Annotated in this window: 17 protein-coding genes; 9 read left to right on the top strand and 8 right to left on the bottom strand. The window is 34.7% G+C overall.

Annotation, left to right across the window (positions count from 1 at the left end):
* The first annotated feature begins 5 nt into the window (after positions 1 to 5).
* The 3 genes from C1S72_RS13690 to C1S72_RS13680 are packed head-to-tail and all read left to right on the top strand — an operon-like array spanning position 6 to position 3982.
* Positions 6 to 2219, top strand: coding sequence for a RelA/SpoT family protein (locus C1S72_RS13690; protein WP_104736297.1), 2214 nt, complete (start codon positions 6 to 8; stop codon positions 2217 to 2219).
* 27 nt (positions 2220 to 2246) lie between these two features.
* On the top strand, positions 2247 to 2699 hold the full coding sequence (locus tag C1S72_RS13685) for a Fur family transcriptional regulator (RefSeq protein ID WP_104736296.1): 453 nt from the start codon (positions 2247 to 2249) through the stop codon (positions 2697 to 2699).
* An 11-nt stretch (positions 2700 to 2710) separates the two neighbouring features.
* A complete protein-coding gene (locus C1S72_RS13680; protein WP_104736295.1) occupies positions 2711 to 3982 on the top strand; it encodes an adenylosuccinate synthase in 1272 nt (423 codons plus the stop codon).
* A 111-nt stretch (positions 3983 to 4093) separates the two neighbouring features.
* On the opposite strand, the gene C1S72_RS13675 is transcribed toward C1S72_RS13680, so the two are convergent.
* The 8 genes from C1S72_RS13675 to C1S72_RS13640 form a co-directional block, all read right to left on the bottom strand.
* Complete coding sequence (locus tag C1S72_RS13675) at positions 4094 to 5740, bottom strand: serine hydrolase domain-containing protein (protein WP_104736294.1); 1647 nt, start codon at positions 5738 to 5740, stop codon at positions 4094 to 4096.
* Between the two features lie 123 nt (positions 5741 to 5863).
* Complete coding sequence (locus C1S72_RS13670; protein ID WP_162919993.1) at positions 5864 to 6382, bottom strand: lipocalin-like domain-containing protein; 519 nt, start codon at positions 6380 to 6382, stop codon at positions 5864 to 5866.
* A gap of 157 nt (positions 6383 to 6539) precedes the next feature.
* Complete coding sequence (locus C1S72_RS13665) at positions 6540 to 8411, bottom strand: PLP-dependent transferase (RefSeq protein ID WP_104736362.1); 1872 nt, start codon at positions 8409 to 8411, stop codon at positions 6540 to 6542.
* Between the two features lie 321 nt (positions 8412 to 8732).
* Positions 8733 to 9095, bottom strand: coding sequence for a hypothetical protein (locus C1S72_RS13660; protein ID WP_104736292.1), 363 nt, complete (start codon positions 9093 to 9095; stop codon positions 8733 to 8735).
* Positions 9096 to 9125: 30 nt separating this feature from the next.
* Complete coding sequence (locus tag C1S72_RS13655; RefSeq protein ID WP_162919992.1) at positions 9126 to 9824, bottom strand: hypothetical protein; 699 nt, start codon at positions 9822 to 9824, stop codon at positions 9126 to 9128.
* A gap of 200 nt (positions 9825 to 10024) precedes the next feature.
* A complete protein-coding gene (locus C1S72_RS13650; protein ID WP_104736290.1) occupies positions 10025 to 10747 on the bottom strand; it encodes a DUF6090 family protein in 723 nt (240 codons plus the stop codon).
* A gap of 217 nt (positions 10748 to 10964) precedes the next feature.
* Positions 10965 to 11381, bottom strand: coding sequence for a hypothetical protein (locus C1S72_RS13645; protein WP_104736289.1), 417 nt, complete (start codon positions 11379 to 11381; stop codon positions 10965 to 10967).
* A gap of 154 nt (positions 11382 to 11535) precedes the next feature.
* Positions 11536 to 11958, bottom strand: coding sequence for a hypothetical protein (locus tag C1S72_RS13640; RefSeq protein WP_104736288.1), 423 nt, complete (start codon positions 11956 to 11958; stop codon positions 11536 to 11538).
* Positions 11959 to 12688: 730 nt separating this feature from the next.
* Between C1S72_RS13640 and C1S72_RS13635 the strand changes: the two genes are divergently transcribed.
* The 6 genes from C1S72_RS13635 to C1S72_RS13610 all read left to right on the top strand — a co-directional run bounded on the left by C1S72_RS13635 (position 12689) and on the right by C1S72_RS13610 (position 20055).
* A complete protein-coding gene (locus tag C1S72_RS13635) occupies positions 12689 to 14527 on the top strand; it encodes an OstA-like protein (protein WP_104736287.1) in 1839 nt (612 codons plus the stop codon).
* A 2-nt stretch (positions 14528 to 14529) separates the two neighbouring features.
* A complete protein-coding gene (locus C1S72_RS13630; protein ID WP_104736286.1) occupies positions 14530 to 15726 on the top strand; it encodes an aspartate aminotransferase family protein in 1197 nt (398 codons plus the stop codon).
* Between the two features lie 127 nt (positions 15727 to 15853).
* Entirely contained in the window at positions 15854 to 17242 is a 1389-nt protein-coding gene (locus C1S72_RS13625; protein WP_104736285.1) for a tetratricopeptide repeat protein, read from the top strand.
* Between the two features lie 52 nt (positions 17243 to 17294).
* Positions 17295 to 18305 carry a DUF368 domain-containing protein gene (locus C1S72_RS13620; protein ID WP_104736284.1) on the top strand — a complete coding sequence of 337 codons (1011 nt, stop codon included), beginning with the start codon at positions 17295 to 17297 and terminating at the stop codon, positions 18303 to 18305.
* Positions 18306 to 19325 carry a DUF368 domain-containing protein gene (locus C1S72_RS13615; protein WP_104736283.1) on the top strand — a complete coding sequence of 340 codons (1020 nt, stop codon included), beginning with the start codon at positions 18306 to 18308 and terminating at the stop codon, positions 19323 to 19325. It abuts the gene before it with no gap.
* Positions 19318 to 20055: a shikimate dehydrogenase family protein gene (locus C1S72_RS13610; protein ID WP_104736282.1), complete on the top strand. Its 738-nt coding sequence runs from the start codon at positions 19318 to 19320 to the stop codon at positions 20053 to 20055. The genes C1S72_RS13615 and C1S72_RS13610 overlap by 8 nt, the downstream gene beginning before the upstream one ends.
* The last annotated feature ends 42 nt before the right edge of the window (positions 20056 to 20097 follow it).

The following is a 20097-nucleotide window of genomic DNA, read 5'->3' as shown; positions in this document are numbered from 1 at the left end:
AATATATGACAGAAATTGATATTGAAAAGGAAAATGCAGCTATAGCTAAAGCCTACAAAGAACTTTTAAGTGTAAGCTATAGAACACTTACGGCAAAAGACAAAAAGCAAATACGTAAGGCATTTGATGTTGCTGTTGACGCCCACAAAGACCAACGCAGAAAGTCTGGTGAAGCTTACATATTCCACCCTATTGCAGTTGCAAAAATCGTGGCTCAAGAAATTGGATTGGACGCCACATCTATCACCGCAGCATTATTGCATGATGTTGTTGAAGACAATGATGATTACACATTAAAAGATATTGAACGCATGTTTGGCGAGACTGTAGCCAAAATTGTTGATGGGTTAACAAAAATTTCTTCGCTTAAAAAAGACATGGACGTATCCATGCAAGCAGAGAATTTCAGAAAAATGCTCCTCACGTTAAATGATGATGTTCGCGTAATTATAATCAAAATTGCGGACAGACTTCATAACATGCAAACAATGGATTCCATGCGGTCTGACAAGCAAGTAAAAATTGCTTCTGAAACCCTTTACATTTACGCGCCATTGGCACACAGAATTGGCTTGTATAATATTAAAACTGAACTAGAGGATTTAGGCTTAAAATACACTGAACCAGAAGTGTACTATGATATTTTAAACAAAATAAAGGAAACCAAAGAAGATCAGGATAATTACATAAAAGAATTTAGCAAGGTCATTTCTACCTCTTTAGACAAAGAGCATTTAGATTATGAAATTAAAGGACGCCCAAAATCCATTTTTTCCATTCGAAGAAAAATGATGAACCAAGGTGTCAGCTTTGATGAAGTCTATGATAAGTTTGCTGTTAGAATTATATACAAAAGTGATCCCGAGAATGAAAAGTTCTTGGCTTGGAAGATTTACTCCATTGTAACGGACCATTTCAGACCCAATCCCATCAGATTACGTGATTGGATTTCATCGCCTAAATCAACAGGCTATGAAGCCTTACATATTACAGTTGTCGGTCCAAAAGGCCGATGGGTTGAAGTCCAAATTAGAAGTGAGCGCATGAATGAAATCGCCGAGAAAGGATATGCTGCTCATTACAAATATAAAGAAGGTAGTGATTCTGAAGACAGTATTGATATTTGGATTGCCAAATTACAAGATTCACTTGAAAATCCGGATATAGATGCCGTAGATTTTGTAGAGCAATTTAAGCTCAACCTCTATTCAAAAGAAATATTTGTATTTACCCCAAAAGGCGACTTAAAATCCTTACCCAAAGGTGCTACACCATTAGATTTTGCCTTTAGTATCCATACCGAAGTAGGTATGAAAACACGTGGTGCCAAAGTAAATGGCAAACTAGTGCCTTTGAGTCACGAACTTAAAAGTGGTGACCGTGTGGATATTTTAACTGCTGAAAACGCAAAACCCAATCCAAACTGGTTGGACTATGCAACTACGGCAAGAGCTCGTAGCAAAATAAAATCCGCTTTAAAAGAAGACAAAAAAGAAGTTGCCGAAGAAGGGAAGGAAATATTACGCCGTAAACTAAAGCAACTAAAAATTTCATTAGATGAAAGATCAGTCAATGAAATGGTCAACCATTTTAAACTAAAAACCAGTTTAGACTTGTTTTATCGAGTAGGTGTTGGTTCCATTGATAATACCATGCTTAAGGAATTTGCTTCGTCCAGAAGCAATGCCCTAATGAGCTACATTAAAAATAAAATATCACGAAAGCCTTCAATACCAAAAGAAGAACTGGATAAAGAAGAAATCACGTCAAAATATGACTTATTGGTATTTGGCAAGGAAGAGGAAAAACTGGATTATAAATTTGCTAACTGCTGCAACCCTATTCCTGGCGATCCTGTTTTTGGTTTTTTAACCATCAATGACGGACTTAAAGTGCATAAAAAAAATTGTCCCAATGCCGTGAGCTTACAATCTAACTATGCTTATAGAATTATGCAGGCAAAATGGATTGATTCTTCGCAGCAGGAATTTGCAGCTCAAATAAAATTATCTGGAATAGACAATCTAGGCTTGGTAAATAATATCACAAAAGTCATTTCATCCAATATGCACGTAAATATGAAAAGCATCAGTTTTGAAAGTGATGATGGTATTTTTTCCGGTAAAATTAACGTGGTCGTTAAGAACAATAATATGCTTAAAAAACTCATGGATAACCTAAAAAAAATTAATGGTATAGATAAAGTGACTAGAGTTTAAAAATAAGTGTAAATTTGCAGCGAAATTATGAGTGTAAAAACCGATACAAAAAATCAGGAGATAGTAAAAAACGTGTTCACTACCTTTTTAACTGAAAAAGGTCACAGAAAAACACCTGAACGTTACGCTATTCTTCAAGAAATTTATAACAGCGACGAGCATTTTGATATTGAATCTTTATATCTCAATATGAAGAACAAAAAATATCGCGTAAGTCGTGCCACCCTCTATAACACAATAGAATTACTTTTGGAATGTGGCTTGGTGCGCAAACATCAGTTTGGCCAAAATCAGGCACATTACGAAAAATCATATTTTGATAAACAACATGACCACGTGATTTTAACAGATACTGGTGAAGTCATAGAATTTTGCGATCCCAGAATTCAGTCTATCAAAAAAACCATTGAAGAGGTTTTTGATATCGAAATTAAAAATCACTCACTCTACTTTTACGGCAACCGAAAATCAACTAAATAATAAATTACAACATGGCAGTAGATTTACTACTAGGATTACAATGGGGAGATGAAGGCAAAGGAAAAATTGTCGATGTACTAACCTCCAAATACAATATTATTGCACGTTTTCAAGGCGGTCCAAATGCTGGACACACACTTGTTTTTAATGGTATGAAACACGTGTTACATACAATACCTTCAGGGATTTTTCATGAAGATGCTGTTAATTTAGTTGGTAATGGTGTGGTTATAGATCCCGTTATTTTCAAAAAAGAACTGGACAAACTGGCCGAACAAAACGTAGATTATAAAAAATCACTATACATATCTAGAAAAGCACATATTATATTACCAACCCATCGGTTATTAGATGCGGCTAGTGAAACGGCCAAAGGTAAAGCTAAAATTGGCTCTACCTTAAAAGGTATTGGCCCAACGTATATGGACAAAACAGGCAGAAATGGTATTCGTGTTGGTGATCTAGAACTCGCAGACTGGAAAGATAAATACCGTGCTTTAGCCAATAAGCATGAAGCCATGATTAACTTTTACAATGTGGAAATCCAGTATGACCTTAAAGAATTGGAAAACGAATTCTTTGAAGCTGTTAAAGTTTTAAAATCCCTAAAATTAATCGATTCTGAAGAATATATCTTTCAAGCTCAAAAAGAGGGTAAAACCATTTTGGCAGAAGGCGCTCAAGGATCACTTTTAGATATTGACTTTGGAACCTATCCATTTGTAACATCCAGTAATACAACAGCAGCTGGAGCCTGCACTGGTTTAGGAGTTGCTCCAAACAAAATTGGTGATGTGTTTGGTATTTTTAAAGCTTATACAACACGTGTAGGTTCAGGACCTTTCCCTACTGAATTATTTGACAAAGATGGTGAAACTATGGCTAAAGTTGGTCATGAATTTGGAGCTACAACTGGAAGACCACGTCGCTGTGGCTGGTTGGATTTGGTAGCTTTAAAATATGCTTGTCAAGTAAACGGTGTCACCCAGTTAATGATGATGAAAGCCGATGTGTTATCAGGTTTTAAATCACTTAAAGTTTGTACTGCATATAAATACAAAGGCGAAACCATTACGCACTTGCCATACAACATTGAACCAGAAAATGTAGAACCAATCTACACCGATTTTAAAGGTTGGGCTGCCGATTTAACTGAAATGTCTGAAGCTTCACAAATGCCAGATGAGTTAAACACCTATATAGCATTTTTGGAAAAAGAATTGGATACACCTATTACGATTGTTTCAGTAGGACCTGATAGAAAGCAGACTATTTTTAGGTAAGCTTTCTTGCTATCAAAATAGTATGGATATCACATGAGGTTTATAAAATTCTAAATGGAACTTTAGTAGTTTCGATTTAGTAATTAAATAAGTATTTATTTTAAGCAATAACTATTTCCGCTTAAAATAAACATTTAGTGTTCGTCCACTATAAATACTAAACCCTGAAATGTTCTGATTGCTGTCACGAACAAATTTGATGTTATAAGACCAATCCGTTTTAAATAAATCTCGCGTAAGTGGTTCCAAAGGAATCTCTCCAAGCCAACGATGCTTAATGGTTAGTTTTCCGTCTGTTACTGTTAGATGATATAGTGTTTCCAACTCTTCGCTCCAATAATCGCCTTCATATCCTTTTAAATCTGTTACTGTTGGCTGCCAACTATCAACCTTCGTGAAGATTTCCCTTGAATTATCAGTAAATGTTAAGGTAGCGTTCCCATTAGCTTCTTTGTTTAAAACAAGCTGACTATCCCAACCGTTTACATAAAATGTATTTTCAGATAGTGGCATAAGTTTAGAATCTCCATTAATAGTTAGTGAATCTTGAACCATACCTATTTCCAAAGTTCTATTAAAATTAGACGACACGTAAAGTCCTCTCAATGGTTCTAACAATGCTTTAGCTAAATCAACCGATTTAACTTCTTCTTTATCCTCATGTGTCATAAACTTACCTAAAAGTAAATCGGCAATTTTTGAGGTTGCCAACCAACCTTTTCCGCCATAATTAGAAATAGTAATAATGCCCAAATCCTGTTCTGGATAATAACTTAATTGCGTTGCAAAAGCCTCATGACCACCTGTATGTCTGTATCGCTTTAATCCGTTATAACTGCTATTACCTATGCCAAGTGCATATTCTGAATCAGAGCCATCATTTAAAATAAACGGTTCAAGAAATAGTTTATTTACAGCTTTACCACCAATGGTTGCAGTTCGATAATTATTAACCCATTTAACTAAATCATCAATACTGGAATACACCTCTGCTGCACCAAAAATAGCACGATTACTTTCTTGGTTTATATAACCTTGTTCCGGATCAAAAACATAGGATTCAGCCGCGTTGGTAATTACTTCACCTACATAACTCTCTATTTGAGTATCGTTCATCCCTAATGGCTTCAGCATATTATTTTCAACCCAGGTATCTGCTTTCTCACTAGTCACTTTTTCAAAAACTTCTGCCAATATAACCCAGGCAGTGCTGTTGTACGTCCAGTTGGAACCTGGAACAAATTCTAGTTCTGGTTGCTTTCTAACAACGTTTAGGCATTCGGCTCTACTCAATCTATCTACACCTACAATTCTTCCAGCAAGGTTTGACATGGTGTAGGCCTCTCGATACCCACTGGTATGCGTAAGCAAATGCCTTAATGTGACTACATGCTCAAATTCCGGCCAATCTTTCAGATATTTTCCAACAGGATCGTCAATATTCAAATCACCTTTTACATGCAACATAGCAAAAGCATAGCCAAGAAACTGTTTACTTACAGAGCCAACATTATAAACCATTTTAGGATTGTTAGCCATACCATAAGACAGATTGGCTAATCCGTAGCCTTTACTAAAAATGAGTTTGCCATTTTGAACAATACCAATAACCAATCCTGGTGTGGTGTCATTTACTTGAGTTGGAACAAGTGCGTCAATTTTAGCTTCAATTGTTTTAGAATCTAGTACCTGACTAGTACTCTGTATTGAAAAGAGGATACTGAAACTGATTAAAACGTAAACAAAGAGTTTTTTCATGGTTGGTTAGTTTAGTTCATAACATGAGCATGACAATGACAATGAAGCCCTATTATAAAATGAGTCTGTAATTTACTAAATATAATCTGAAGATATTATGATAATCAGTTGATTATAAACATTCTAATTCCGATCGTTGAGACGCAGCCATTTTAGTCTGGTCTTCGGGTATGTATTGGTAACGGGGTTCAAAATCAAAGTATCGCCTTTAAAGCTGTAATTTCTTTTAGCAACTGTTCCCCACATATGCTGAAAGTTCACCGATTCAATATGATGTTCTATGATTTTAAGGCTATCATTTACTCGGTATTTACCAAAATACACAAAGTTATCTGCCAGATGTCTTAAATCTTCTTTGGTAAGGCTATCCAAACCGCCTGTTCCTTTAAACTCATAATCTTCGTAATGTTCTGTGACATGGTGAACTCCCATACCTCCTAGCCCATCATAAATTATAAACCCTTGTCTGTTTTTATAATGACCTTGCCGTGGCTCCCACTTTGTTGTAGAATCTTTCTGAACCTCAACAATATCCAAAGTCCATCTACCTGTAAACTTATCAAAATCCGATAGTTCTTGATTGTTTTTACATGAAACAAAAAGAGCTGTTAAAATGATGAGTACTAAAATGTGTTTCTGCATGTGCATACTGATTACTAGCAATCCTAATATATAACTATTTTTCTAACACTTCGCTATATACGTTTTGTTTGTTATATGAAATAGTAAAAACCATAAACTCATTTACACGCTCATTTTCTAAAATCTCAATATTTTTATAATTATAAGTAAGGTTTTGCTACATACTGACCTTACCTGTTCCCAACTTAAACGTTTTAATAAATTCTAAAAACACTTTTTTGTGACGCTCCAAATCCATATCAGGAGAGATGGCTACACGAGCAATATAATCTTTATCACCTTCTTTAGTAGTTCCTTGTGTAGAGGTTGCTGGTATAGTCCAATAACATCCTTTGAGCTGCCCATAACTCACACAATATTTACTTTCTTCTGGTATTTCACTAATCATTAAATTGATTAACTTCAAGTTCAGGTTTCGCTTATATGATTCCCGTTCTTCATCAGTATTTCCCTTTGTAGGTAGATCTAATGAAAATACAGACGGCGTAAACCCTTGTTCAGCCAACACTTCAGAAACAAAATTAATTTTTGCATCTGGCAACGTATTTTTTATAAAATTCACAAATTCTCTAGTATTGTGATAAGCAGCTTCAATTCTTTTATTCATAGAAGGCATTTGGTTTGCCAATATTTCATACTGGAGATCTGTAGCCTCATTATCGCAGAGTTGTAAATGTTTAGCAATTTTACCTAATAAGGTGTCCGCTTTTTTATTAACTACACAATAGCCAGCAGTACATTTTCCACCACTTGGAAATTTTGATCCACTCACATAAGAAATAGCCTTAACTGCAGATAGACTGTCTGCATCACCTAAAAAGGGCGTGTTTGGGCAAAACGTTTGATCCAAAATAAAAACAGGTGCTATAGCTGTCTCTCCATTAGTTGTTTGGCGCTCTTTACTTAATACCGCTTGTAGCTTAACAAGATCAGGTACCTCAACACGTGGATTAGTAGGTATTTCTGCAATAATATATGGCACGGCATTTTCAATGGCTAGCCTATCTAAAATCACGTCCAGACTGTCAGCCATATCATGACCACTATCAACAAGTAAATCCACAATTTCAACGTTTTCCTTACAAGCAGCAACACGTCTTGCCTGATCATTGGTACCACCATAACAATTAGGTGGAACAATAATTTTTATGTCTTGATTGGGGTGTTCATCCAAGGCGTGGTCAATAAGTCCCATAACTATGGCATATTGTATAGATAATCCACTAGATGCAACCAACGCATTTGTGCGTGTTCCAGTTATTTCCTTAATAGTATTTATTACTTGCAACTTGTTTGTCTTTACATCACCTTTTTGTGTACTTTCAGGAGTATGCATGACTAGCAATTTTAAAGCTTTCATGCAGTTTGCTGGAGTCATCGCTATAGTCTCACGCCTGCGTACATGTTGAACTTTTGAAATATAATGGGCGTTTTTTGCATGATTTACCAATAAAACACTTCCCAGTTCATTATGCATATTGACAAAAAAGTCAACAGATGCATTCATATCAAAATCACATAAGGTATCAGACTCCGAAATAAAAACGGTACTGCCATCAAAGGCATCAACATCAGACACCTGCTCAACCTGCTTTAGCTCAAAATTAAAGCCATACACGTTTTGTAGTAAATCACTATCAAGAAAATCTGGTAAATCACCAATGTAATTAAATTGTGTCCGCTTGTTAGTCAATAAATTTTCCCGCAATACCGCTATAACAGGCATACTTTTAGATGAAAAACAAATTACCTGATCAGCAGTAACCTCATGCATTTTGGCAATAGTCCATTCCAACACGCATGATAGCGGATGTCCTAATCTAATATAGTCATAAGCCGTAGGCAATTGTTCCAGCGACTTTGTATGAGTATTAGTATTCTCAAACAGCAATTCAAACTGTCTCAAAAATTCAACTTTAGCCAGTTCTTCATCATAAATATCTAGCCTGTGTGTGGTAAGTTTTAGCCAATCAGCCGGCATGTTTTTCAATACCGCTTTAATAAAAGTTTGCATCTTTACGTGCTCCATAGCGTCTATCATTTTAAGGTTGGCAAGATACATTAATTGTATTTATTTTATAAACTTTCCCTTGTTTCCCTCTGAAAGCAAACCATGCCAATTTTCCCAATTAATGGTCTTGAGAAGTCAGCTTACCTAAAAACTTAAAGAGTAATTAATGAGACTTAAAAATAACAAGGCAAAACGGTTTTGTATATGATTACTGACGTGTTTAAACACCTAATTTAGCAAATACAAATCGAATGGAATCGAAAAGTGCGAACTTTGCATAGTAATTTTAGAAAGTAAGCAAGAGTCAGTAATTACTTAAAGCCATTGTTAGCAAAAGTTTTAGTCAATTTTTTTATTTATAAACTCCCGAACTAATTTACAATTAGAGATTAGGGTTTCGGTTAAATCAAATATAAAACTGTTAAGTCCGTCTTCTGAAAATGTATCGTAATATTTGTTTATCTTTTTATGGTTTTCCGAAAGAATTTTGACATAAGTGTCTTGAATCAATTTGTCGTTCAGCTCTTTAAAATTAAATGAATTCAATTCATTACATGCCATTTCAGACATAGACATCAGTACTTTTGCTTTCTTTTTATCAATTTTTAAAACTTCATTATTATTTTGAGATGAAACTGTTCCAAATCCCACCAATAATATCAGAATTAAAGTAGAAAAGACTTTTAATTTTATCGCTTTCATATTTTGCTAACATGTTTGTAAATACTTTCATTATTTAAGGACTTTTATTTCTGAATCAATTTGCTCTATTACACTTGCAGACATTATATTAAATTCCTTAAATCGTTCAATTGATCTTGTCTGCCTATAAGCTATCTCTGTACATACAGCATAAAATTCCATATCTTCAATCATATTACTATAATTCATAGGGACATAAGGCCAAGGCATCTTTGAAGTGTAGTCTCTATAAAAGTATTTCTTTTGTATAGGAACAATCATGTTTTCAAATAAAATATGTATCCTCTCCATTTCGGCAATATCCAACATATCCATTTCTACATCGAATAGGTTAACAATAGTTTGCCTCAAATCTCTATTCGAAATCAAATCAAGATTTTGACTTTTTAAATTTTCATAAGACGCGTACGAGAAGTCAGGATCCCAAATACCTAAAAAATTTGAAAAATACTGAATCATACTTTCTTCGTATGGAGTTTTTTGTTCAAAAAATTTAATGACTTGTAAATTATTATTTTTCAATTGATTAACTACTCTAATCCCTTCATTTAAGTTATTGATGTTTGTCTCTATATCTTCTTTCAAGGCAATTAGTACCTGAACCTCTTTTTGAACAAGTTTTCTTTGTTCATTCCAATTATTAACTTGTAAAGCCAATAATATACCGATCATTACTAACACAATTTCTCCGATTGCATATTTAAAATACTTACCAGTTTTATTTTCCATAAGTAAGTTTTGTCTAATTTTTCTAAAGAATTTTATCATTGGTTAGCGGTTAGTTATATTGAAGCACAACGTGTTCATATATGATTTAAACGACTGAAAATTCGCAGGATTTTTCGTCGTTGCAAATCAGTTCTTTAAAGATAGAATTTTTATTTGATGTTCATATTATAGCATGAATTATGCACATTGTTGAGCTTTCGTTATTTTTTAATGGAATTCACTTCTCCATTGATGTCGGTCAGCATCTTATCTATTTCCATTTCCAATGTTTTGTAATTTTCAACAATGTAATTTGCTCTACCTCTCATAGTTCTTACAATATTCTCGAATTGGACATCATCTAATAATCTTGGGTCAATTTCTTTAGAACCTGACTTATAATAAAAATACTTTAAATAAAGAGGTTCGAGCCAGGTGTCTCCATATTCAATTAATCGCTTTTCGTCTTCTTTTACGTCCTCTACCATTGCTGGCCATTTAGAAAGCTGCATCCGCAAAGAATCATTTTTAATAATGTTTAGATTTCCAGAACTCATTAGGTTATTCAATGCCCCATTTGAAGGGTCAAAGGTCGAATAACCGTGTAATTTTTTTGTATGATTGAAAACTTTAATCAGGTCCACATCCTTTTTTGTTAAACTCAAAATGGCTATTATGCTATCGCCGTTATTGGCCAAATCACTTGCTTGTTTTATATTGCTACTCAACTCTTCCTTGTTATATAAAAAATCAGATTTTAATTCATTGAGAAATTTTTGCTCATAATTGGATTCTTTACGGCTTTCATTCCAATTGTTAATCTGTAGTGCAATCAAAATTCCAATAACAACTAATACAATTTCTCCAATGGCATATTTCAAATACTTTCCAGTTTTTCCTTCTGAAAGTAAGTCTTGTCTAATTTTTCTAAAGAATTTTATCACTGGTTAGCGGTTGGTTATAATGAAGCACAACGGTCAGGTATAACCTGTAGTTACGGGTTAAAGTACGCAAACTTTTCGGTTTAGCACTGAAGTTAACCATTCCAAGTAGATTCTAGCCTGTGTTGAGCGCAGTCGAAGTATAGTCGAATCCGCCGACTAGAGCGAAGCGACTGGCGAAGCAATTCGCGGTTATACATTGTTGGCAACTGGCTTTTTATTATTCATTCAGAGAATTCAATTTCACTAAATAATCTGTTTCAATTTTCTCACTCACTTTTCGTAAAACAGCTTCATATTTGTAATCAATATTCGAGTTTGACGGAATTGCAAGAACCCCATATTTGTCAGTCCCAATTTTCCAATATTTATTCAGCCAAACTATCGAATCAACTCTCTTTTGCACTTTCTCAATTCCCCGTAAGAAATAAGTCGAATCTGTTTTATGGTCAATCCGAGCGATTAATTCATTTCCTTCAGGATATTTTTCGATTTGGTAGTTCCCAAGACGATAGATTTTCCCAACAAGAGAATCATTTTCATAAATTTCAAAAGTTCCAGTTTTGATTCCGTTATTTTTCTGACTGCATGCAATTGTACATAGTAGAATTAAGGCAAATGTTATTTTCTTTATCATTCTATTCAGCTTGTTGCCAATGTTTATGTATAAGAATAGTTGCTGGTTTGTATGCGAGGATTTTCCGCATGAAAATCAGATGTAGCAAACACGTACTTTTCTTTGGTTAATCACTAAATTAATCATTTTTTATACACAGTGTTGAAAACAGTTTTTATTTTACAAACTCTAATCCGTTTTTGGTTTTTTTAAATTTGGCATCTTTTTTACTAATAATTGTATCATAGTTATTGAAGTCTCCTAAAACCCTTGACATTTCAATAATCTTAACTGATTTATTTTCTTTTAAAAAAACAAAGAGGTTTATAGTGTCATCGGTCGTAATCCGATTTAATGATATATTAGATAAATTTAGACTTAACTCATCTTCAAGTAGGTCAATGTCTGTATAGGGTCTTAAAACTATGATTGAATCCCAATCCTCGTCAGTCGTTGATAAGTCAATCATGACCAAGTCATTATTCTTCAATTGTTCCTCAAAGGCATTTGAATAAAATCGGTCATTTTTTAATTGATTCATGCCATCACCACATGATGATCCGAGAACAAAAAAAAGTAATAGAACTATGTTTTTCATAATTGTTTACAACGTGTGTATAACAATACTAGTAGTGTTATATTTATTATACATACACCAAAAAAGTGTGCTTTTGCATCCAATTTGGGTGTAATTGTTTACTAGTAATTTTATAAACACACTCAAAACTAAACATTTTCGTTCAATTGTCACATACGTACTTGTACGTAGTTTTTAGGTGAATTTTCCTTAAGGTCTGCGTCAGGTGTTAGTAAGGTCTCCTTAAGGTCTCCTTCAGGTCAAACCGTGAAAATTCCTACAAAAAAGCCAAGCAAAGACAATTGCTATCAAGCCTAATTCGGGTTCCACTAGGTGCTCCTTGCGGTTTCCTTCGGGTCTCCTTCGGATATACTTCGGATATGCTTCGGGTTGGCTATCGAAAAATCCTACAAAACATTCAAGCGATTGGCCATTGCAAAAAGTGAATAACTTACAACAAAACAATCTGTAATGTAAACCTATCGCTTGAAAGCAAATAACCCTGAACGTTGTCATGCCACACTTCATGTGGAATCCATTACGCAATAATTAGAAATTTATTGAATGTTAAAATCGAAGATGCAACGGAGTTAATCAAGTTCAGCAAGACAAGATGGTTGATATTGCTAGATGTGAGAAACATTCAAAATGGAATCTGTTTCAACCTAGCAACCAATCATTTCTATTAAAAAATTCCTAATGCCACACGCCACACCAATATTATCATTATTTTTGAACCAAAATCTAGCGTTTGAAATTAAACCGAAACATAGTTACTGCCCTACTGGTAATCTTACTCTGGCAATTTGGCTTGCAAGCCCAAGACCAAAAGCGCATTGAAATTGTGTATGGTGGCTTTTTAGAGTTTAAAGAAGGTGAAGCTCCAGGGCTAAAGGTTATGACCCGTGACGACTCGGGTCAGGTACACGTCATACATGAAGGTGTTGATATGTGGTGCGACCAGGCCAACCTATACAGCAACGAAAACTTTGTTGAAGCCTATGGCAATGTACGTATGAAACAAGGCGACACCATTAACATGAACGCCAAATACGTGGAGTATAGTGGCAAAACCAAACTGGCTTTTGCCAGTGGTGATGTGGTACTTACTGAACCCAACTCCAGGCTAACCACAGACACCTTGTATTTTGACCGCGTAAAACAACAGTCCTTTTACAAAAGTGGTGGTCGTGTGGTACGTGACTCATCAGGAACCATCACTAGTAACATTGGGCGCTATTATATGAATAGCAAAAAGTACCAGTTTGTACAAGATGTGGTGCTTGTAAACCCAGATTATACAATCAATACCAATCAATTAGATTTTTATTCCGAAACTGGACATGCTTATTTGTTTGGACCGTCAACCATAGTCACTTCCGAAAGTAAAACCTACTGCGAACGTGGCTTTTATGACACAGAAAACAAAACAGGCTACGGAATGAAAAACACCAAGATAAATTATGATTATCGGGTGTTTGAAGGTGATAGCATGTATTTTGATAACAACCGCAACTTTGCTTCGGCAACCAATAACATTAAAGTTACCGATACCACTAACAAAAGCGTCATAAAAGGGCATTACGCCGAAATATATAAAGCCAAAGACTCGGTGTTTATCACCAAACGTGCTTTAGCTATAACGGTTCAGGAGAACGATTCTATTTATATGCATGCCGATACCTTAATGGTTACAGGCAAACCCGAAAAACGCATTACTCGAGCCTTTAGGAATGCTAAATTTTATAAGTCCGATATGAGTGGTAAAGCCGACTCGGTACATGTAAATCATGCCACTGGACTCACACAACTCATCAACCTTTCCCGCTTATCATCTCAAGATGCCTTTGCCAAACGTCGAGATCCAGTAATCTGGAATTTGGAAAATCAAATGACTGGCGATACCATTCAGATAAAATCAAATCCGGAAACCGAGAAACTAGACTCCCTTTTTGTATTTGAAAATGCCTTTATAGTTAGTAAAGACACCCTAAGTGAGAATGGTTACAATCAAATAAAGGGTAAGACACTTGTAGGCTTATTTGATGACCAAAACAATCTCAAGCAAGTAGATATCGATAAAAATGCCGAGTCTATTTTCTATGCGCGTAACGAAAATAACGAACTGTTTGGGATAGACAAAGCACGTTCTGGAAGTATTTCGGTGTTTTTTGAGGAAGGTACCATTTCACAATTTATACGCTATAAGCAACCCGATGCCGTGACCACACCAGAATCACAGTTTCCAGAAAATGGACGATTATTACGTGGTTTTGTTTGGCGTGATGACGAACGTCCAAAAAGTGTAGAGGACTTATTTAGCGATGACCCACCACTAGAGCTACCCGTTATAAAAGGACTAGACGCCTACGTGCCGCAAGAGGAGTTTTTTGATGATGCCATGATGGAACGTGTTGAAAAAGCCGATGAGGATAAGAAAGGCAAATCACAGCCTAATAAAAACGCCAAGCCCTTAAACAACAAAAAGCCTACAAAGGCTTCCAGAAATATTCCTGAAGATGTATTGGAAAGGCGCGCTAAAAATAAAGAAGAAACCAATAAGCCTATGCTAGGAAAAGAGGATAACTAATTGTGAAAAACGATTTTTTCAAATACCAAGCACAAACCTCTCCGCATCCATTAGCTATGGAAATATCCCATGCCGAAGGTTCTTATATTTATGACACAAACAACAAAGCCTATTTAGATTTTGTAGCTGGTGTTTCAGCCTGCACACTTGGCCATAGGCATCCCAAAGTTGTTTCAGCAATCAAAGAACAATTAGATAAGTACTTGCATGTCATGGTTTATGGTGAATACATCCAAAAACCTGCAGTAGATCTTACCAAATTATTGGCAAATCATTTACCTGATAATTTAGAAAAAACCTATTTAACCAATTCCGGAACGGAAGCTGTTGAAGGCGCTATAAAATTAGCTAAACGTGCTACTGGAAGAAGTGAAATTATTGCTGCTAAACAGGCCTACCATGGCAATACTATGGGAGCCATGAGTGTTATGGGTTATGAAGAACGCAAGCAAGCTTACAGACCACTCATACCTGATGTAAAATTTATTGGATTTAATAATCCCGATGATATTCAAAACATTACAACCAAAACAGCCTGTGTGATTTTAGAAACCATTCAAGGTGGCGCTGGTTTTATTGAACCTAAAGACAATTATTTACAGCAAGTTCGCAAGCAGTGTGATGCTGTAGGTGCGTTGTTAATACTTGATGAAATTCAACCAGGTATGGGTAGAACAGGAACCTTATTTGCCTATGAACATTACAATTGTATTCCGGATATATTGGTTACTGGCAAAGGATTAGGTGGTGGCATGCCTATTGGTGCCTTTACGGCTTCTCACGAATTAATGTCATTATTGGAAGACAATCCAAAACTAGGACACATCACCACATTTGGTGGTCACCCTGTTATTGCTGCAGCGGCTTTGGCAACACTAACAGAAGTTGTAGAAAGTAACTTAATGAAGCAAACTTTGGAAAAGGAACGAATCATTAGAAAACATCTAAATCATCCGCTTATAAATGACATTCGTGGAAAAGGATTGATGCTCGCTGCTATAACACCATCTGCTGAAATTACCAACCAAGTCATATTAACAGCACAGGAACAAGGTCTCATACTATTTTGGTTATTGTTTGAGCCAGCTGCTATTCGTATCACACCGCCTTTAACAATTTCAAATGAGGAGTTAATTGCTGGCTGTAAGATTATAACTACTATTTTAGATAACATCCAAAAATCAAATTCAAGCCTCTGACAATCAGCAATCAAACCTATTTTACAGCTTGACTGTTGATTACTTTGTTAAAAACATTTAACTATTCTGCCTTAAACATGAACATAGAACCTTACATTTATTCAAGGAAAACCATATAAATGTGCTTATGGAGCTACGTCCCAACGACAACAACAATTTACCACTCACCCGATTCGAATCCATGCTAAAAACAAACCACGTTTTGTTTTTTGATTCAGAAGAATTTGAAAATATCATTCACCACTACCTCAACCAAGGAAAGATAGCTTTAGCAAAAAAAGCTATTAAATTAGGACTCTCACAGCATCCTACTTCCACCAACTTAAAATTGTTTAAGGTAGAGATTTATGTGTTTGAGAATAATCTGGATAAAGCGGATGCCTTAATCAATGAGTTGTATATTATAGAACCTCAAAATGAGGAAATTTATATTCAAAAGGCCAATATCCTCTCAAAAAGGGATAACCATGAAATGGCTATTAAAGTCCTTAAAAAGTCTTTAAATCTCACAGAAGATGTGGTTGATATTTATTCTTTAATTGGAATGGAATATCTGTTTTTAGATAAGTTTGAAGAAGCAAAAAACTATTTTATGAAATGTTTGGAAGCTGATTTACAAGATTATTCAGCGCTACACAACATGATTTATTGCTTTGAGTTTTTAGGACAACATGACGAAGCTATTTCTTATTTAAACACCTTTTTAGATAACAATCCTTATTGTGAAGTGGCTTGGCATCAGTTAGGCAAACAATACTTTGAATTGAAAGACTATAATAAGGCTCTAGCCGCTTTTGATTTTGCCATCATTTCTGACGACACGTTTATTGGTGCTTATCTTGAAAAGGGCAAAGTACTTGAAAAATTAAAGAGCTACCAAGATGCCATAGAAACTTACAGTATTACATTGCAATTAGATGATCCCACATCATTTGCTTTGCTGCGTATGGGTACGTGTTATGAAAAGCTAAAGAATTTTGATTTAGCCGTTCAATATTATAAAAAGACCGTACAGGAAGATCCGCTTTTAGATAAAGGTTGGATTGCTATCACAAAATTCTATATCAAAAAAAGAAATTACAAAAAGTCACTGTACTACATAAATAAAGCCATAAATATTGATTCTGAAAATGTGCTTTACTGGAAATTATATGCGCAAATAAATGAGCGTCTTTCCTTTTTAGAAGAAGCTGAACGTGGCTATAAAAAAGCATTGGAATTAGGGAATTACGAATTGAACACGTGGCTAACAAGAGGCGATATTTTATTAAAAATAGGAGAACATGAAGCTGCCGTTTACAACTTTTTACAGGCAGCAGAGTTTTATCCGGAAAATGCCGAGATAGAATTTAGATTAGCAGGCTTATACTATACCATGCACGAAACCGAAAAAGGTTCTTACCACTTAAAAAACGGACTTCGTTTTAATCCAGAATATGCTTTAATCATTGAGGAATTGTTTCCAAATGTGTATAGTAAAAACCAAGTTAAAACCATTTTAAAAGCAAAATTATAAGTTATACGTCTAACTTAAATTAATTACCTTTGATTTTTATATAAAAGTCAAAATGCAGAGACGTTTTTCAGATTATTTATTGATTTCATTGAAAGGGTTAGCTATGGGTGCTGCCGATGCCGTTCCTGGTGTTTCTGGTGGTACGATTGCCTTTATTTCAGGGATTTACGAAGAACTCATCAATACCATAAGTGGTATTAATCTAGATTTGTTTAAAAAACTTCGGTCTGAAGGATTTACATCTTTTTGGCAGGCATTAAACGGTAACTTTTTAATGGCTTTGCTTATAGGAATTATTGTGAGTTTTGTATCATTTATGAGGCTGGCTAAATACCTAATTGAGTATCACCCTGTTTTAATCTGGTCATTCTTTTTTGGGTTGATTATTGCCAGCATTTATTTTGTTGGTAAACAAATAACCAAGTGGAATTTAGCAACTGTAACCACACTAATTATAGGAAGCATCATTGCTTATTATATTACACTTTTGCCATCATCGGCTAATAATGAATCGTCCTTATTCTTATTTATTGCAGGAGCCATTGCCATTTGTGCGATGATTCTACCAGGTATTTCAGGATCGTTTATTTTAGTAATTTTAGGTGCGTATAAGACTTTAAGCGATGCGCTTCATGATTTTGATTTTAAACGTATCTTTATATTTGCATCTGGTGCTTTGGTTGGTTTGTTAAGCTTTAGCCATATTTTAAAATGGTTGTTTAAACACTATCACAATATCACATTGGCTTTATTAACAGGTTTTATTTTTGGATCCTTGAATAAAATTTGGCCTTGGAAAATGACAGAGACCGTCATGGAAAAAGCCAGTGGAAAAATCCTGCCCTTTTCTGAAGTTTCAGATTTGAACAATTTAACGTTGTACCAACAACAAGTAGTAGATTTTGAATCTTATAAAGTAGTTGCTGAAAAAAGTGTGTCTGCATTAACTTATTCTGAATTAAACAATAATATAGACTCACAATGGCCCTTGGCTGTTGTTCTCATGATTGTTGGGTTTTCAACTATTTTTATATTAGAACGCCTTGGTAAAAAACCAAAATAAATGGAAAGCACCAGAACATTCTCCGATAAGGTTTTCCTAGTTTTAAAAGGATTGGGAATGGGAGCCGCCAATAAAGTTCCTGGTGTTTCTGGTGGTGTTGTAGCCTTTGTTGCTGGCTTCTACGAAGAATTTATTTACTCACTTCAAAAAGTCAATAAAAAAGCATTCAAACTTTTAATTAATGGGCGTTATAAGAGTTTTTATCAATACATAAACGGTCGTTTTTTGGGCTTACTATTTCTAGGAATGGTTGTCAGTTATTTTAGTGTATCAAAAATTTTAGATTACCTCATTGAAAACTACGAATTGTATGTTTGGAGCGTCTTTTTTGGTATGATAATAGGCTCAATTTATTATATCAGCAAAGATTTTGATGACTGGAACTATAAAACTTACACCGCACTTGCCATAGGAATAACTCTTGGAATTAGCATCAGTTTTTTGGATCCAGCTACTGAAAATGACAACCTATGGTTTGTTTTCTTTTGTGGTATGATAAGTGTTTCAGGGATGACTCTACCTGGCTTTTCAGGTTCTTTTATTCTTATCCTGTTGGGTAATTATGTTTTACTACTCGTTGATTCCGTGAATGCTCTGTATGACACTTTTATGGATGTTTTTAGCGGTGATTTTTCGTTTTTAGACAATTATGAGCGTATGAGAATGTTAAAAGTCCTAGCTATTTTCACCATAGGTTCAGTGGTAGGATTGGTAACTTTTTCTCATGCCTTAAGCTATATTTTAAAACACTATAAAAGTATTACTATTTCGTCTATTATAGGTTTTATTGTTGGTTCATTAGGTGTCGTTTGGCCCTGGAAAAAAACCATTTATAAAATTAATTCTGATGGTGCTTACCTGTTTGATAGTTCAGGAAGTAAAATCATTGAAAACTACAAACGTTATATTCCTGAATTACATACTGAAACCTATTATGCTTGTGCCTACATCATTTTAGGAATTATTATTGTTCTAGCGCTTGAAGTTTACGGACAAAAAACTAGAAAGAAGCATGCATAAATATGGTTTAATTGGTAAAAACATTTCATATTCTTTTTCAAAACACTTTTTTGAAGAAAAATTCAATAACGACGGTATTACTAATGCCAGCTATGAGAACTTTGATATTAATAACATTGAGAAATTTCCTGATATCATTAATAACAATTCAGAAATAAAAGGACTTAATGTAACCATTCCCTATAAAGAAAGCATTATTCCCTATTTAGATTCCTTAAGTAAAAATGCTAAAAAGATTGGCGCAGTTAACACTATAAAAATAAGTAAAAAAGGCAAACTAAAAGGCTATAATACAGACTGGTATGGCTTTAAAAAATCCATTTCAAAACATTTAAAACCCAAGCATAAGCGTGCATTAATATTAGGGACTGGAGGTGCTAGTAAAGCTATTGCATTCACTTTAAAAAAACTGAATATAGATTATCAGTTTGTTTCAAGAAAACCCTCAAAAAGAGGTCAGTTAACCTATAAAGCATTAACCGAAAATATAATTAGTACACACCAAATTATTATTAACTGTACTCCTCTAGGAACCTTTCCCAATGTTGAAGCCTATCCACCAATTCCATATACAGCACTCACTAAAGATCATATTCTATTTGATCTGATTTACAATCCAACACAAACCCGATTTTTAGAATTGGGAGTTACTCATAATGCCAAAACCCTTAATGGTTCAAAAATGCTAAAGCATCAAGCTCTCAAAGCTTGGGATATTTGGAACAGGTAAGCTTTATTATTAAATATCAATCAACCTTTTGTAAATATTGCA

Source organism: Hanstruepera ponticola, from assembly GCF_002940745.1.
GTDB classification, from domain to species: domain Bacteria; phylum Bacteroidota; class Bacteroidia; order Flavobacteriales; family Flavobacteriaceae; genus Hanstruepera; species Hanstruepera ponticola.
The sequence above is the reverse complement of the archived record's forward strand: the minus strand, read 5'-3'. Positions and strand labels throughout refer to the sequence as shown.